General features: G+C 72.2%; 3 protein-coding genes. 1 reads left to right on the top strand and 2 read right to left on the bottom strand.

The window, feature by feature from the left end:
* Positions 1–9: 9 nt before the first annotated feature.
* Positions 10–1,731 carry an acyl-CoA dehydrogenase family protein gene (locus AB0D18_RS23950; RefSeq protein WP_362422003.1) on the top strand — a complete coding sequence of 574 codons (1,722 nt, stop codon included), beginning with the start codon at positions 10–12 and terminating at the stop codon, positions 1,729–1,731.
* Positions 1,732–1,851: 120 nt separating this feature from the next.
* On the opposite strand, the gene AB0D18_RS23945 is transcribed toward AB0D18_RS23950, so the two are convergent.
* Together AB0D18_RS23945 and AB0D18_RS23940 are read right to left on the bottom strand one after the other, a co-directional pair.
* Entirely contained in the window at positions 1,852–11,397 is a 9,546-nt protein-coding gene (locus AB0D18_RS23945) for an amino acid adenylation domain-containing protein (RefSeq protein WP_362422000.1), read from the bottom strand.
* Entirely contained in the window at positions 11,394–15,629 is a 4,236-nt protein-coding gene (locus AB0D18_RS23940) for an amino acid adenylation domain-containing protein (protein WP_362422057.1), read from the bottom strand. The genes AB0D18_RS23945 and AB0D18_RS23940 overlap by 4 nt, the downstream gene beginning before the upstream one ends.
* Between the last annotated feature and the right edge of the window lie 78 nt (positions 15,630–15,707).

Here is a 15,707-nt window from a genome sequence, read left to right as displayed (position 1 = left end):
TAGACCCTCATGGCCGAGTCCCTCCTGTTCAACCCGCACACCTACGACCCCCAGGGCTTCGACGCGGAGACCCGCAGGCTGCTGCGCGCCACCGTCGACTGGTTCGAGGCGCGTGGCAAGCGCAGGCTCATCGAGGACTACCGCTCCCGCGCCTGGCTGGCGGACTTCCTCGCGTTCTCCGCCAAGGAAGGGCTGTTCGCCACCTTCCTCACGCCGGCGGATGCGGCCGACGGCAACCCGGACAAGCGGTGGGACACCGCCCGTATCGCCGCGCTCAACGAGATCTTCGGCTTCTACGGACTCGACTACTGGTACGCCTGGCAGGTCACCGTCCTCGGCCTCGGCCCCGTCTGGCAGAGCGACAACGCCGCCGCCCGCACCCGCGCGGCCGAACTCCTCGACCAGGGCGAGGTGTTCGCCTTCGGCCTGTCCGAGAAGGCGCACGGCGCAGACATCTACTCCACCGACATGCTGCTGACGCCCGACGCCGACGGCGGCTTCCGCGCCTCGGGCTCCAAGTACTACATCGGCAACGGCAACGCCGCGGGAATCGTCTCCGTCTTCGGCCGCCGCACCGACGTCGAGGGCCCGGACGGATACGTCTTCTTCGCCGCCGACAGCCGCCACGACGCGTACCACCTCGTCAAGAACGTCGTCGACTCCTCGAAGTACGTCAGCGAGTTCCGCCTGGAGGACTACCCGGTCACCGCCGCCGACGTCCTGCACACCGGCAAGGCCGCCTTCGACGCCGCCCTCAACACCGTCAACGTCGGCAAGTTCAACCTCTGCACCGCCTCCATCGGCATCTGCGAGCACGCGATGTACGAGGCCGTCACCCACGCGCACAACCGCATCCTCTACGGCCGCCCCGTCACCGCGTTCCCGCACGTGCGCCGCGAACTGACCGACGCGTACGTACGCCTCGTCGGCATGAAGCACTTCAGCGACCGCGCCGTCGACTACTTCCGCACCGCAGGCCCCGACGACCGCCGCTACCTCCTCTTCAACCCCATGACGAAGATGAAGGTGACCACCGAGGGCGAGAAGGTCATCGACCTGATGTGGGACGTCATCGCCGCCAAGGGCTTCGAGAAGGACAACTACTTCGCCCAGGCGGCCATCGAGATCCGCGGCCTGCCCAAGCTGGAGGGCACAGTCCACGTCAACCTCGCCCTGATCCTGAAGTTCATGAAGAACCACCTCCTGGACCCGGCGCCGTACGAGCCCGTGCCGACCCGACTCGACGCGGCCGACGACGACTTCCTCTTCCGGCAGGGCCCGGCCCGCGGCCTCGGCGACGTCCGCTTCCACGACTGGCGCCCCGCCTTCGACGCGTACGCGAGCCTGCCGAACGTGGCCCGGCTGCGCGAACAGGCCGACGCCCTCTGCGAGTTCGTCACCACGGCCGCCCCGGACAAGGAGCAGAGCCGCGACCTGGACCTGCTGCTCGCCGTCGGCCAGCTGTTCGCGCTGGTGGTGCACGGGCAGCTGATCCTGGAGCAGGCGAAGCTGACCGGCCTCGACGAGGACGTCCTGGACGAGCTGTTCGCCGTTCTCGTACGGGACTTCTCCGCGCACGCGGTGGAACTGCACGGCAAGGACTCCGCGACCGAGCAGCAGCAGAACTGGGCGCTCTCCGCGATCCGCCGCCCGGCCGTGGACGACGCCCGCTCGGCCAGGGTCTGGGAGCAGGTCGCCGCGCTGTCCGGAACCTACGAGATGGCGCCGTAGCGGTCACCGGCCGAGTGGCGGTCACCGCGTCTGACGTCATTCACGCCGCCACGTCCGCCGCACCGTAGGGCAGGCACCCCCCCGTACGAGGTCGTACGGGGGGTGCTGTGCCGTCGCAGGTCAGTGGCGCCCTGCGAGGGACGCCGCCGCGTTCACGGCGTCGGCGATCGCGCGGGTGTGCGGCGGGCGGACGATGCCGTAGTGCGTGGTGTCGAGCTCCCGGCAGTCTTCCAGCAGGGGCAACTCGGCCTTCCAGGCGACCAGTTGGGCATCGGGGGAGAGGGGCTCAGGGAGGCCGTCCACCGGGAGGCTCGCCAGCCAGAGGCGGGCGGGCGTGCGCGTCAGGCCGGGCAGTACGTGCTGGGCCATGGCCGCGAGATTGGCCCGGCAGCAGCGCGCGAGCCGCTCGGCGTACGCTTGCGCCCCCGCGCTGGGCCCGGATCCCCGGGCGCTTCCCTGGTTGAGCTCGTGCGCGAAGACCGCCTCGATCCCCGCCTCGTCGTACGTACGGAAGCGCGTCCCGGCGTCCGGCGCCGGCGGGTCCAGCAGGTGGAGCCCCGCGGCGGGGCGCCCCGCCGCCTCGGCCTCTGCCGCCATGGCGTGGGCCACCCAGGCGCCGAAGGACCAGCCCGCCAGCTGCCACCGCCACTCGCCGTGCGGGAAACGCGCCTGGAGCGCGTCGTGGTAGCGCCGGGCGCGCTCCGCGAGCGACCAGGCCGCATCCGGGCCCGCCGCGCCGCCGGGTTGCTGCGAAGCCGGGTCGCGAAGGGCGGGATCCGCGATCAGGCACACGGTGAGGCGCGGGTCGAGTGCCGACACCAGGTCGCGGTACGCCTGGATGTCGCCGCCCACGGGATGGACCAGGCACACCAGGTCGGCGCCGGTGCCCTCCTGCCACACCTCCAGCGAGACCTGTTCCTCCTGGGGGGACTCCACCCGCAGATGTGTCAGGAGCTCGTCGAGGCTGACGCGGTGACTGAGGCTGGAGAGTTCGAGGCTCACGCCGTAGTGGTCCTCCACCTTGACGATCAGGTCGATCAGGGTGAGGGAGTCGGCGCCGTAGTCGTACAGGGAGACCGCGGGGTCGAGTTCCTCATCGGTGAGCCCCAGCCACTGGCAGAGCCAGCCGGTGAGGCGGGCGGCCGCGTCGTCGGTGGTGTCGGCGTCGGCGTCGGCATCGTCCCGTACGACAGGCGCATCCTGCACCGGGGTGGCCGGTCCCGCGTAGAAGGCGGGGGCCTGTTCGATGTCCGTGGTGGACACCAGCAGCTGCGGCAGCTGGAGGCGCAGCGCCCGTGCGAACAGCCGCTTCCCCTCCTCGGCGGTCAGGCCGACCGCGAGGTGTGCCTGATGGCGGGCGTCCGCGTGCAGGGCGCGTTCGGCCATGCCGCCCTCGCGCCAGATGTCCCAGTCGAGCGCGATGCGCAACGTGCTCTCGGCCGTACCGGAACTGTGGCGGGCGAAACCGTCGAGCGAGCCGTTCGCAGCGGCGTAGTCGAACTGGCCGATGCCGCCGAACAGCGCCGACATCGACGAGCAGTACACCGCGAAGCCGGGCCTGTGGCGCTCGATCAGCCTCTCGACCAGCAGCGCACCGCGCAGCTTGGCCTCCGTGGTCCACCGCAGCACGGCGGGATCGCGCCGGGTGAGCAGCCCACCGCCCGCCATGCCCAGGGCGTGCACCACGCCGTCGATCCGCCCGGTGCGCCGGCCGAGCAGCTCCAGGACCTCTCCGGGGGCGGCCACGGCCAGATCGGCCTCGACCAGCTCCACGCGGTCGGCCCACGGCGCCAGCTCTTCCGGGAGGAGGGGCTGCCGGGAGACCAGAACGACACGGCAGGCGGACTCCGCGAGCAGCCAGGCGGCGATGGCCCGGCCGATGCCGCCCGTACCACCGAGCAGGACGTACGTCGCAGGATCGCCCGGAACCGAGGACGGTACGACGGACGGCGTGGAGGGGTCGGGCACGGGGACCGGCGACAGCGCCTGATGCCACCAGTACCCCTGCCGGAGCGCGAGGCGGCGGTGCGGTCCCGCCGCTCCGGTCTTGCCGCCGTCCGCGTCCGCCGCGGCGAGCAGGCCCGCCAGCGCCGGGGACCAGTCGGCCGTCTCGTCACTGGGCAGGTCCAGCCACCGCCCGTCGACGGCGCATTCCTGCGGCGCCACCTCTGCCGCACCCGCCAGCAGGCCCAACTCCGGTCGCTGTACGGGACCTTCGACGGGCTGGGCACCGTACGACAACCACCAGGGGCGCAGCCCCACCGGGTGCGACAGCTCGGCCGCGGCGCGCAGCAGCGCGGCCGGAGTGTCCAGGCAGGCCCACCGGGCAAGGTCGAGCGAGTCCTCGCCGACCGGCCCCCGGACCGCGAGCGGCAGGGCGTGCAGCCAGTCGACGCTGCTCCCGGCACCTGCGGTCACCGCTTCGAGCAGCTGACGCAGCGAGCCGGGGTCGGCAGGGTCCACTTCGTACACGTCGTCGGCGAGCCGGGCGAAAGTGTCGGCGGCGACCGCCGCCACCACCCGGTCGTACACCGCCTCGAAGGGCCGCAGCGCCTCGGGCGGCAACGGCTCGGCCGTCATCATCACCAACAGGCCACGTCTGTCCGTCACTTGGCGGGCGGCGGCCCGCCTCAGACGCACCCAGTGCGGCTGGTGCAGCCAGCCGGCCTCGTCGATCCGCTCCGGCCACCCGCTGCCCGGCGTCGGGGCACCCGGAGCCGTGTCTCCCGGCGCGGTGGCGCGCTCGAAGTCGTAGCGGGTGAGCGCGAAGGCGGGCGGCGGGAAGTCCCAGGGGGCCTGCGCCGGTCCTGCGGCCCAGTGGACGGTACGGGCGGCCAGCCAGGCCTCGACCAGAACGGCGGGTGAGTGCTCCTCCGCACGCAGACCCGCGGCTGTGCCTTCCCCGGAATCCGAAGCCGGGCCGGGCACGGTCGTCTCCGTCGGCTGTGTTTCGCCGTCCGCGACCGTCCGCAGCCAGGCCAGTGCCTCCGTCACGTCGGCGCACACGGCCCCCGTACGCCAGCGGCGCAGCGGGCGTCCGGCCTGGAGGTGACGCAGCACCTCGTCGTACGTCTCGGGCCGTGCCCGGAGGTGGGCGGCGATGCGCGCGGCATCGGCGCGCAGCGCCTGGGTACTGCTGCTGGAGAGCAGCAGGCAGAGCGGCGCCCCCGAGGCTGACGTTCGGACGGTCTCCGTACCGTCGCCGTCCGCTTCGAGCACCACGTGGGCATTGGTGCCACCGATGCCGAAGCTGCTCACCGCCGCCACCCTCGGCCGTCCGGCGGGCCAGGGCGCTGCCTCGGTCGGGATGTAGAACGGAGCCGTGTCCGACCCGATCTGCGGGTTGAGCCTGCGGAAGTCGACCTGCGGCGGGATCACCCCGTGGTGGACCGCCAGCGCGGCCCGCACCAGCCCGACGACGCCCGCCGCCGCACCCAGATGCCCGATCTGGCTCTTCACCGAGGCGAGCGCGCACCGGTTGCTCTCCGACAGCCCGAAGGCCTGCCGCAGTGCGCCGACCTCGACGGGGTCGCCCAGCGGTGTGCCGGTGCCGTGCGCCTCGACGTACCCCAGATCTGCGCTCGTACGGCCGCTGCGGCGCAGCGCGGCGCGGATCACCTCGCGCTGTCCTGGCAGCGAAGGCGCGCTGTAACTGAGCTTGCCGGCACCGTCGTTGTTGAGGGCCGAGCCGGTGAGGACCGCGTACACGGTGTCACCGTCGCGCCGGGCAAGGCGCAGAGGCTTGAGCACCACCACGCCCACACCGCTCCCGCCGACCGTGCCGCTCGCGTCGTCGCTGAAGCCGCGGCAGTGCCCGTCCGCGGAGAAGATGTGCTGCGGGCGGTACGCGTAACCGCCGGTCAGCAGCGTGTCGACGAGCACCCCGCCCGCCAGCATCACGTCGGCGTCGCCCTGCCGCAGCAGCCCCGCCGCCACGTGGACCGCCACCAGCGAACTGGCGCAGGCCGCCTGCACGGTGAACGCAGGCCCCGACAGGTCGAGGTGGTAGGCGACCTTGGTGGTGAGGAAGTCCTTGTCGTGGTGGAGCGCCAGCTGGAAACCGTCCGGCAGCCGCTCGGGGTCCGCCTCGCGCAGCATGGACTGGAAGTACGTGTTCTCGCCGCAGCCCGCGACGAGCCCGACCCGGGGGGCTCCCGCGCGCTGTTCACCGGCCTGCGCGAGCCCGGCGTGGGCCATCGCCTGTACGCAGCTCATCAGGAGGTGGCGCTGCTGGGGGTCCATCAGCCGGGCTTCCTGCCGGCTGATGCCGAAGTGCTCCGGGTCGAAGGACAGCAGCTCCGACATCTGGCTGCGCGCTCCGACGAGGCCCTCGGCGGCCTCGAAGTGCTCGATGCCGCGGCTTCCGGTGCGTATCAACTCCCAGAAGGCGGCCAGGTCGTCGGCGCCGGGAACGCGTACGGCCATGCCGACGACGGCGATCGGCTCCGAAGATGAGAGTGGTGAGTCGTCAACTACCGTGGTGGGACTGGGTTGTTGACCGTCGAGAAAGGCCGCGAGGCGGCGGATCGTGACGTGTTCGAAGAGGTCCGGGATCGAGAAGTGCAGGTCCGGTTCGGCGGTGCAGCGCAGATGGAAGCGCATCAGGCCGAGGCTGGAGGCACCCGCGTCGAAGAAGCGCTCGTCCGGCCGGACGGGCAGGCCGAGCACCTCCTCGAACAGCTCCGTGAGCCGCATCTCGCGCGGCGACAGCGGCGGAATCGGCGAGAGTGGCGACATCGGCGACAGGTCGGGTCGATCGGGCACGGCCCCCGGACGCAGCTCCTCACCGGGTGCGGCGAGCGCCGCGCGCCGGTCCAGCTTGCCGCTCGGGGTGAGGGGCAGGCGTTCCAGGATCCGGAAGCGGTCGATGCGTACGTACGAGGGGAGCAGTGGCGTCAGATGCCGGACCAGCTCCTCGTGGCCGGGGGCCGTGGCGGTGTCGCGCACCTGCAGGCACGCGACCAGCCGTACGCCTCCTGTGTGGCCGTCGTCCCGTACGACCACCGCATTGACGACGTCCGGGTGCTGCAGGAGCGCCGCCTCGATCTGGCCCAGTTCGAGACGGTGGCCGCTCAGCTTGATCTGCTGGTCGTCCCGCCCCCGGTAGTGCAGCAGGCCTTCGTGGTCGAAGTGCGCGAGGTCGCCGCTGCGGTAGAAGGTGCCGAGTCCCGGCAGTTCGACGAAGCGTTCCTCGTTGAGGCGGTTGTCGCCCGTGTAGCAGGGGGCGGCCATGGGGCCGCCGATGAGCAGGCGGCCGCTGCGGCCGGGCGGCACCGGCTGGTCGGCGGCGTCGACCACCCGCAGCCAGGCGCCCGCCACCGGTGTGCCGATGGCCGGGCGCTGCGGCCAGCCGGCCGGGTCGCCCTCCAGGCACAGACCGCTGACCACATGGGTTTCGGTCGGCCCGTAGTGGTTGAACAGGCGGGCGCCGGGCAGCCCCGCGAACCACCGCCTGATCGCGTCCGTGCACAGCAACTGCTCGCCCGCGGTGACGACTTCGCGCAGCCGCGAGGGGTAGCGGCCGAGCCGGACACCGTGCTCCGCGAGGAGCTGGAGCGCCACGTACGGCAGATAAATGCGCTCGGCACCCGCCGCTTCGAGCTGGTCGAGCAGCGCCGGTGCGTCCTGCCGCCACTGCGGGCGCACCAGGTGCAGCCGGCCGCCGCCGCACAGGGTGCTGAAGATCTCCTGGAAGGAGACGTCGAAGGAGAGCATGGAGAACTGCTGGGTGACGGCGGGCCCGGCCGGGCCGCCCGCCTCCTGCTGCCACTGCAGCAGATTGCACAGGGTGCGGTCGGGCACCTGCACCCCCTTCGGGACGCCGGTGGAGCCCGAGGTGAACAGCGTGTACAGCGGCCGCTGCCCGTCGTGGGCCACGTACGGCACCCGGGAGGCGGCCGACGGCGGACGCGGTGCGAGCACGACCGGGTGGCGCGGCAGCGAGTCCGGCGCGATCCCGTCCAGTACGTCCGTACCCCCGCTGCCGTCCGGGTCCGGCGGCACCAGCACGCAGAGCGGTTCCAGCTGGGCGAGGATCTGCCGCAGCAGCGCCGGAGGATACGAGGGGTCGAGCGGGACGGCGGTCACATTGAGCCGGGCCAGCGCGAGCAGCGCCACCACGTGCGTGTCCGACGGTGAGAAGTAGAGCGCCACGCAGCGCGGGCTCGCATCCCCTTCCGGAAGTTCAGGAAGCGGGTACGCGCGACTCAGCTCGCCCGCCAACTCGCCTGCGTAGGCGTCGAGTTCGGAGTAGGTGAAGGTCCGCTCGGCAGTCACCAGCGCAGGTGCGTCGGGCGTACGGCGGACCTGCCGGTCGAAGCCCTCGGCGGCGGTGGTGAACACCGGCTGTACCGGCGCCGCGCGGCCGGGATCGGGCAGCTGCTGCCGGTACGGCGCGACCAGTTCGACAAGGGAGGGGGCGGGGTCGGCAGCGTCTGCCGTGAGACGGTCGAGTCCTTCCCGGTACAGCTCGGCCATCGCCGCCACCTCCGTGGCGTCGAAGTAGCGGGCGTCGTACTCCCACAGACAGTCGAGCGCGGCCTCGGACTCACTCTCCACAGGGGTGGCGCGCTCGACCACCGACAGTGTCAACGGGCACTTCGCGGCGGCCGGTTCGGGCCAGCGCGGACGCACCTGGCAGCCGGGGATCGCGAGTGCGCCGAAGTCGGTGTTCTCCAGTACGAAGAGGAAGTCGAAGGGGGCCTCCCCCGACCCGCCCCCGCCGTCGGCCGACGCATCGCTCAGCGCGTCGGCCAGTGTCACGTCCTGGCGGTCGAGGACCGCCCGTGACATGTCGCCGAGCCGCCGCAGCAGCGGACGAAGCCGCTCGTGCACCGCCAACTCGCAAGGCAGCAGCACCGTGTTGGCGAACATGCCGACCCCGGACTCGAACTCCTGCACCGGCCGGTTGGCCACCGGAGCCGCGACCCTGAGCCGGGTGCGTCCGGTGACCCCGTACAGACTCCAGGCGTACACGCCCAGAAGCACCTGGAACCGGGTCAGGCCGAGCTCGCCGCAGAGCCGGTCGAGTGCGGTGCGACGGCCCGCGTCGAGCGTGGTGTGCAGCAGTCGGCCGGTGTCGCCGTCCAGTGCCCGGACCGGCTCCAGCGGGTCGCCCTGGTCGTCCCGGCCCGCATCCTCAGACCTCGCATCCTCCAACCCCGCGTAAACAGCGCGCAGTTCGGTGCGCTGGGCGCGATAGGCGTCGCGGGTGAACCACTCGGTCTGCCAGAGGGCGTAGTCGAGCGGCGTCGGGGCGGCCGTGGTGGCCGGCCCCTGCGGCCGTTCGCCCCGTACGACGGCGTAAGCGTGCGACAGGTCGCCGAACAGGACGTTGAGCGACCAGCCGTCGACCGCGATGTGGTGCAGGGAGAGCAGCAGCTCACCGCCGCCGGGGCCGGGCAGCCAGCAGGCCCTGAGCAGTTCGCCCTGGTTCAAGTCGAAGGCGGCGTCGAAGAGTTGGGCGGTGAAGGCGGTCCGGCCCGCTTCGTCGCGGACGGCCGCCGGGTCGGGCTCGACCCACGGGTCGTACGGTTCGCCCACCACCTGGCTCAGCCCGCCGGGGCCTGCCTCGAAAGCGGTGCGCAGGGCCGGGTGCCGGACCACGAGGCCCCGCAGTGCTTCCCGCAGCGCGGACACGTCGACCTCGCCGTCCACCCGGAAGACGAGCGGCACGTGGTACGCCCGGGAGGCGGGATCCCGCTGCTGGAGGAGCCAGAGCCGCTGCTGTTCGGAGGTGGCGGGGGCGGACCGCGCCCCGGCCGGGGCGGCGGGATCGGGGTAGGGGGAAACGTTGTCTTCGCGGTCCTGGGTGCGGCCCGCGTCGATCGCGGCGGCCAGCTCGGCGAAGTCCACCCGCAGTACGAGGGCCTGGGGCAGTTCGACCCCCCAGCGCCGGCGCACTTCGAAGCGCAACCGCAGGGCCTTGAGCGAGTCGCCGCCGACGGCTATCCAGCGGTCGCTGCCACGGAGACCGCCAACTCCCGTGATGTCGCTGGCGAGTTGGAGCACCTCGCGCTGGAGACTCGTGGACTCCGCTCCGTCACCCGGCTCGGGGCGGTCCGCCCCGGCCCGCCGCCAGGGCGCGCCTGCGTCGCGCAGCAGCGCCTCCCTGTCGACCTTGCCGTTGGAGTTGAGCGGCAGCTCCTCCACCAGATACGTCCGGTGCGGACGCATGTACGCGGGCAGACCGGCGGCCAGGTGCTCCTCGAACGCGTCGTAGGACAGGTCGGCGCCCAGCACCAGATGGGCCAGCAGCTCGTTGACGCCGTGCGCGTCGCGTTGGGTGCACACATACGCCTGGCGCACCGCCGGATGGGCGGTCAGCGCCCGCTCCAGCTCGCCCGGCTCGATGCGGTAACCGCGCACCTTCACCTGCCGGTCGGCACGCTCGACGTACGTGTAGCGGCCCTCGGCGTCGCGGCGCACCAGGTCGCCGGTGCGGTAGTGCCGGTGCGCGCCGCCGTCGTACCAGGGCAGGGTGACGAAGCGGCGCTCGGTCTCCTCGGGGAGGTTGCGGTAGCCCGCCGCCAACGCGTCGCCGGACAGAAGGAGTTCGGCCACTTCACCGGGCTCGGCCACCCGGCTGCCGTCGACCACCGGCAGTGCTCCGGTGCCCGGCAGGGCGCGGCCGATCGGCACCACGTCGCCGTCGAAGTCCCGGGGGATCGGGTGGAGAAGGGCGAAGGTGGTGGCCTCGGTGGGGCCGTAGACGTTGTGCAGTCGGGTGCCGGAGGTGCTGTTGTGCCGGTACCAGCGGGTGATCAGGCGCGCGTTGAGCTGCTCGCCGCCCACGAGTACCTGGCCGATGCCGGAGAAGCAGTGCGGCACCTTGTCGACCACCGCGTTGAACAGCGCCACCGTCATGAACAGGACGTCGATGCGCAGCCGTTCGAGCTCTGCGGCCAGCAACTCGGGCGTCTGTACGGTCTCGTCGTCGAGAATCACGCAGCAGCCGCCGGTCAGCAGCGGGGCCCAGACCTCGAAACTGAGCGCGTCGAAGGCGGGGTTGGACATGCAGGAGAAGCGGGCGCCCTCGGCCAGGTCGAGATACCCGGGCCCGGCGAGGCGCAGGATCCCGGCGTCGAGCACCTCGACGCCCTTGGGGCGGCCGGTGGATCCCGAGGTGTAGAAGAGGAAGGAGGGAGTCGCGGCGTCCGGGGCCGGGTGGTCCTGGCGGTCGGGATCTACTGCGGAGTCGCACTCGGGATCCGCTGGGGAGTCGAACTCGGGTTCCGCTGCGGAGTCGAGCAGTGACTCCACGCTCAACCGGCTGACACCGGGCGGCAGTTCATCGGCGTCGCCCGCGCCTTGCGCCCCGTACACCACCAGCACACTGGCCGAGTCGGTCAGGATGTGGCGGCGGCGCTCCGGCGGGCTCTGGGCGTCCAGCGGTACGACCACCGCGCCCAGGCGCAGCGCCCCGAGCATGACGCAGACCAGTTGCCACGAACGCGGCAGACAGAGCGCGACCGCCTGGCCCGGACGTACGCCGTGTGCGCGCAGTGCGTCGGCGGCCGACGCGCTGGCGGCCTCCAGCTCCGCGTAGTCGAGGCGGCGCGTGCCGTCCACGAGCGCGGGCGCCGAGGGGTGGCTGCGGGCGCGGGCGAGCACGGTCGCGGCGAGGCCGGGGCCGGGGCGGAGGTCGTGGGGAGTGGTGTCGTTCATGCCTGGTCCGCCTGCTTCGCGTCTGTCTGCGCTGTGTCTGTCGGTGCTGTGTCTGCCTGTGCCGCGTCTGTCGGTGCCGCGTCTGTCTGTGCTGTGTCTGTCTGCTCGCCGCAGTGGGCCAGCTCGGTCTCGATCGTCGCCGCCACCCGCAGAATCTCCGCGGACTCCAGCATGTCCCAGTGGCCACAACTCACCGGCTCCACAAGGAAGTTGCCTTCGGCTCCTCCGGTACGGCGCCGCCAGAAGTCGCGGACCTCCCGCAGTTCTTCCTGGGTCGCGCCCTCGACCGCCTGCATCAGGACGGTCCTGGCCGTCGTATCCGACGCCTCGTGGTCGACCGTGGTGAGCCGGTTGTGGTTGTAGAGGTGGAAGTACTGCTCGATCTGCTGGTCGTCGATGCCCGGATACATGCCGTTGAACTTGATGAGCTTGTCCCGGAACTCCGCGAGCTCCACCGGCACGACCGCCGCCCGCGCCTGCGGGTCGTCGGTGCCCGGGGTGTCGAGCAGCACCACGCTCAGCGACCCGTGGCCCGCCGCGGCGAGGCGGCGGCCCATCTCGTGGGCCACCAGACCGCCGTACGAGAGCCCGGTGAGTACCAGCGGCCCGCCCGAGGCGAGCAGCGGCTCGATCAGCGCCAGATAGGACTCGGCCATGGCGTCGACCGTGGGCAGGAAGGATTCGCCGGGGTTGACGCCCGGCGACTGGATGCCGTGGATGCCGAGGGCGTCGGGCAGTGCCTTGGCCAGCGACAGATAGCAGAAGGCGGTGCCGCCTGCCGGGTGGACGCAGACCACATGGGCGCGGCCGTCGCCCGGCCGGAAGGTGAGGAGGTTGCTCGGCGGCGCACCGTCCGCGCCCCGGCGCAGTCGCCCGCCCAGCTCCTCGATGGTCGGATGCAGCAGGAGGTCGCGCAGCGGCAGCGACTGGCCGAACTCCTCGCGGATCGCGTGGGCCAGCTTGATGGCGGAGATCGAGGTACCGCCGATGTCGAAGAAGCTGTCACGGATGCCGATGTCCGGGTGCAGCAGCAGCCGTTGCCATATCTGATAGAGCGTCAGCTCGATGTGGTCGCGCGGACTGGCCTGGTTGACCTGGGCCGGGCGGGCGGCCCGGGAGAGCTCCAGGACGGCGGTGCGGTCGAGCTTGCCGTTGGGCGTCTGCGGCAGGCGGGGCAGCTCGACGTAGAAGGCCGGGATCATGTGGCTCGGCAGGCGCCGGGCGAGTGCGGCCTTCCACTCGGCGGCCGTGCGCGGCTCGGCGGCCGTGCGCGGCTCTGTGGTCGTGCGCGGCTCTGCGTCCGTACTCGGCTCGGCGTTCGTACGCGGCTCGGCGGCGGAGTCCGCCGTACCGGCGACGGCGTCCGCCGCCCCCGTACCGTCCGCCGCCCCCGTGCCGATCGCCGCCACCAGGTACGGCTCGCCGCTCGCGTCCAGGTCGGTGAGGACCGCCGCCTCGACCACTCCGGGCTCGTCGAGCAGCGTGGCCTCGATCTCGCCGGGCTCCACCCGGAACCCGCGCAGCTTGATCTGGTGGTCCCGGCGTCCCACGTACAGCAGCTGGCCCTCGGGCAGCCAGCGGACCAGGTCCCCGCTGCGGTACATGCGCGCACCGGGCACGAAGGGGTCGGGCACGAACCGCTCGGCGGTGAGTTCCGGGCTGTTCAGATAGCCGCGCGCCAGCCCTGCGCCGCCGATGTACAGCTCGCCGATCACGCCGATCGGCACCGGCTCGCGCCGCTCGTCCAGTACGTACGTACGCATGTGGGCCACCGGCCTGCCGATCGGGGCCTGGCGGGCGAGCGGGCGAGGGCCCAGATAGGCGGTGCAGTACAGCGCGGTTTCGGTGGGCCCGTAGCCGTTGAGGACGCGCAGACCGGGCAGTGCCTGCTCCATCCGGTGCAGGCTGTCCTCGGGCAGCGGCTGCAACCCGGTGCGTACACAGCGCAGTGCGAGCCCGTCGAGCCGCTGCTCCGGCGCCTCGCAGATCCACTTGACGAAGGCGGGCGGCAGCAGCACGTCCACGACGCGGTGCTCGGCCAGCCAGTCCACCAGCGCTTCGGGGTCCTCGCGGACGCCCTGCGGCACCAGGTGCAGGACGCCGCCGGTGGTCAGGGGCAGCAGGAACTCCTGCACCGAGGCGTCGAAGGAGAAGGAGGGCCACATCGCCGACGGCAGTCCTGGCGTCGCACCGAACTCGTCCAGCCAGTAGTCGAGGAGGTTGAGGATGCCGCGGTGCGTGGCGGCCACCCCCTTCGGGCGGCCGGTCGAACCCGAGGTGTAGATCACGTAGGCCAGGTCGTCCGGGCGGACGGTGACGCCGGGCGCGCCGGGCCCACCTTCGCGAGAAGAAGCCTCAACCTCAACCTCAACCTCAGCTTTAGCTTTAGCTTCGGCCTCGGCTTCAGCTTCAGTTTCGGCCTCGGTCAACGACAGCCACCCGTCCGCCGCGGTGGCCGCATTGCTCAGCACCAGCACCGCACCGGAGTCCGCCACCATGTCCGCCAGCCGCTCGACGGGCAGCGCCGGGTCCATCGGCAGGTACGCGCCGCCGGCCTTGAGCACCCCGAGGATGCCCACCACCATGTCCACGGAGAGTTCCGTGTGCAGCCCGACCACCTGATCGGTGCCCACCCCCCGGGCGATCAGCGCGTGCGCCAGCCGGCCCGCGCGCCGGTCCAGGGCGGCGTAGTCGAGCCGTTCGCCCTGGAAGACCACGGCGGTCTGCCCGGGGCGTTCCCGTACCTGGGTCTCGAAGCGCTCGACCAGACCTGCCCCGGTCGTCGCCGGGACGCGGGTGTTGTTGAAGTCCACCAGCAGCTGCCTGCGCTCCTGCTCGTCGAGGAGCGTCAGCTCGGCGACGGGCAGGTCGGGGCGGGCGGTCATCTGCTCCAGGACGCGGCGCAGATGTCCTGCGTACCGTTGCGCGGTCGCCTCGTCGAACAGTGCGACGGCGAAGTCGAGGGTGCCGCTGATGCATCCCTCCGCCTCACCCAGAGCCAGGGCCAGGTCGAACTTCGCCGATGCGTAAGGTGATTGACGTGGTGTCACTTCGACGCCGGGCAGCTCCCAGGCCCCCTCCTGGCCCCCGCCGTCCTGCCAGGCGAACGTCACCTGGAACAGCGGCGTACGGCCCAGGCTCCGCGGCGGCCTGACCAGATCGACGACCTGCTCGAACGGCAGCTCCGCGTGCTGCAGCGCGGCCAGTGTCACCCCGCGCACGCGCCCCACCAGTTCGTCCGCCGTCGGGTCCCCCGAGAGGTCCGTCCGCAGTGCCAGCGTGTTGAAGAAGGAGCCGATCAGGCCCTCCAGCTCGGCACTCGGGCGGTTGGCGGTCGGCATGCCGATCACCACGTCCTGCTGGCCCGAGAGGCGCGACAGCACCAGGACCCAGCCCGCGAGGACGGCCGTGAAGACGGTGCATTCGTTGCGCCGGGCGAACTCCTTGAGCGCGGCGGTCAGCTCCTCGCCGAAGCGCACGGTGACCTGCCCGCCGTGGAAGTCCTGCTCGGCCGGCCGGGGCCGGTCGGTGGGCAGCTCCAGAAGTACGGGCGCGTCGGCGAGGGTCTGCTGCCAGTAGGCACCCTGCCGGACCGCCGCGTCGCCGGCCAGCCACTCCTGCTGCCGGGCGGCGTACTCGGCGTACTGGACGGGCAGCGGGTCCGCCATACCGGCGGACAGTGGGTCTTCCACACCGGCGGGCAGCGGGTCGCCCACGCCGCCTCCGGAACCTCCGAAGGCGGCGTACAGAGCGCCGATCTCACGCCGCAGAACACCCGCCGACCAGTCGTCCGCCGCAATCTGATGCAGCGTCAGAAGCAGTACGTGCCGGCCCGCGTCCAACGCCACCAGACAGCCCCGCAGCGGGTGCTCCGCCGCCAGGTCGAACGGCGCGGCGGCCAACTCCCGCTGTATGTCCGCGAGCTGATCCTCGGCGCGGGGCTGCCCGCACAGGTCCCGTACGGCGAGCGGGAAGCCCGCACCCGGCGGGTCGATCCGCTGGACGGGCGAGCCGGCCACGGCGACCAGCCGGGTGCGCAGCACCTCGTGCCGGGCGACGAGCGCGTCCAGCGCCCGGCCCAGGGCCGGGCGGTCGAGCGCGCCCCGCAGCTCCACGGCCAGGGGTGTGTGGTACGCCTCGCCGGCCCCCTGCATCTGCGCCAGGAACCACAGTCTCTGCTGAACGGAGGACGGCGGTGCGGTCGACCCGGCTGTGGACCCAGCCGTGGACACACGAGAGGAACGACGGGGCTTCTGGTTCGCGGTCAAGGCCAACTCTTCCACTCTGGGGGAGCTGCCGGGCCGTAGGAA

The sequence above is a fragment of the Streptomyces sp. NPDC048442 genome, assembly GCF_040651475.1.
Lineage (GTDB): Bacteria > Actinomycetota > Actinomycetes > Streptomycetales > Streptomycetaceae > Streptomyces.
The sequence above is the reverse complement of the archived record's forward strand: the minus strand, read 5'-3'. Positions and strand labels throughout refer to the sequence as shown.

What these genes read in the sequence shown, in the direction of transcription:
- AB0D18_RS23950 (WP_362422003.1), top strand. Translation starts at nt 10, where the DNA reads ATGGCCGAGTCCCTCCTGTTCAACCCGCACACCTACGACCCCCAGGGC.
- AB0D18_RS23945 (WP_362422000.1), bottom strand. Translation starts at nt 11,397, where the DNA reads ATGAACGACACCACTCCCCACGACCTCCGCCCCGGCCCCGGCCTCGCC.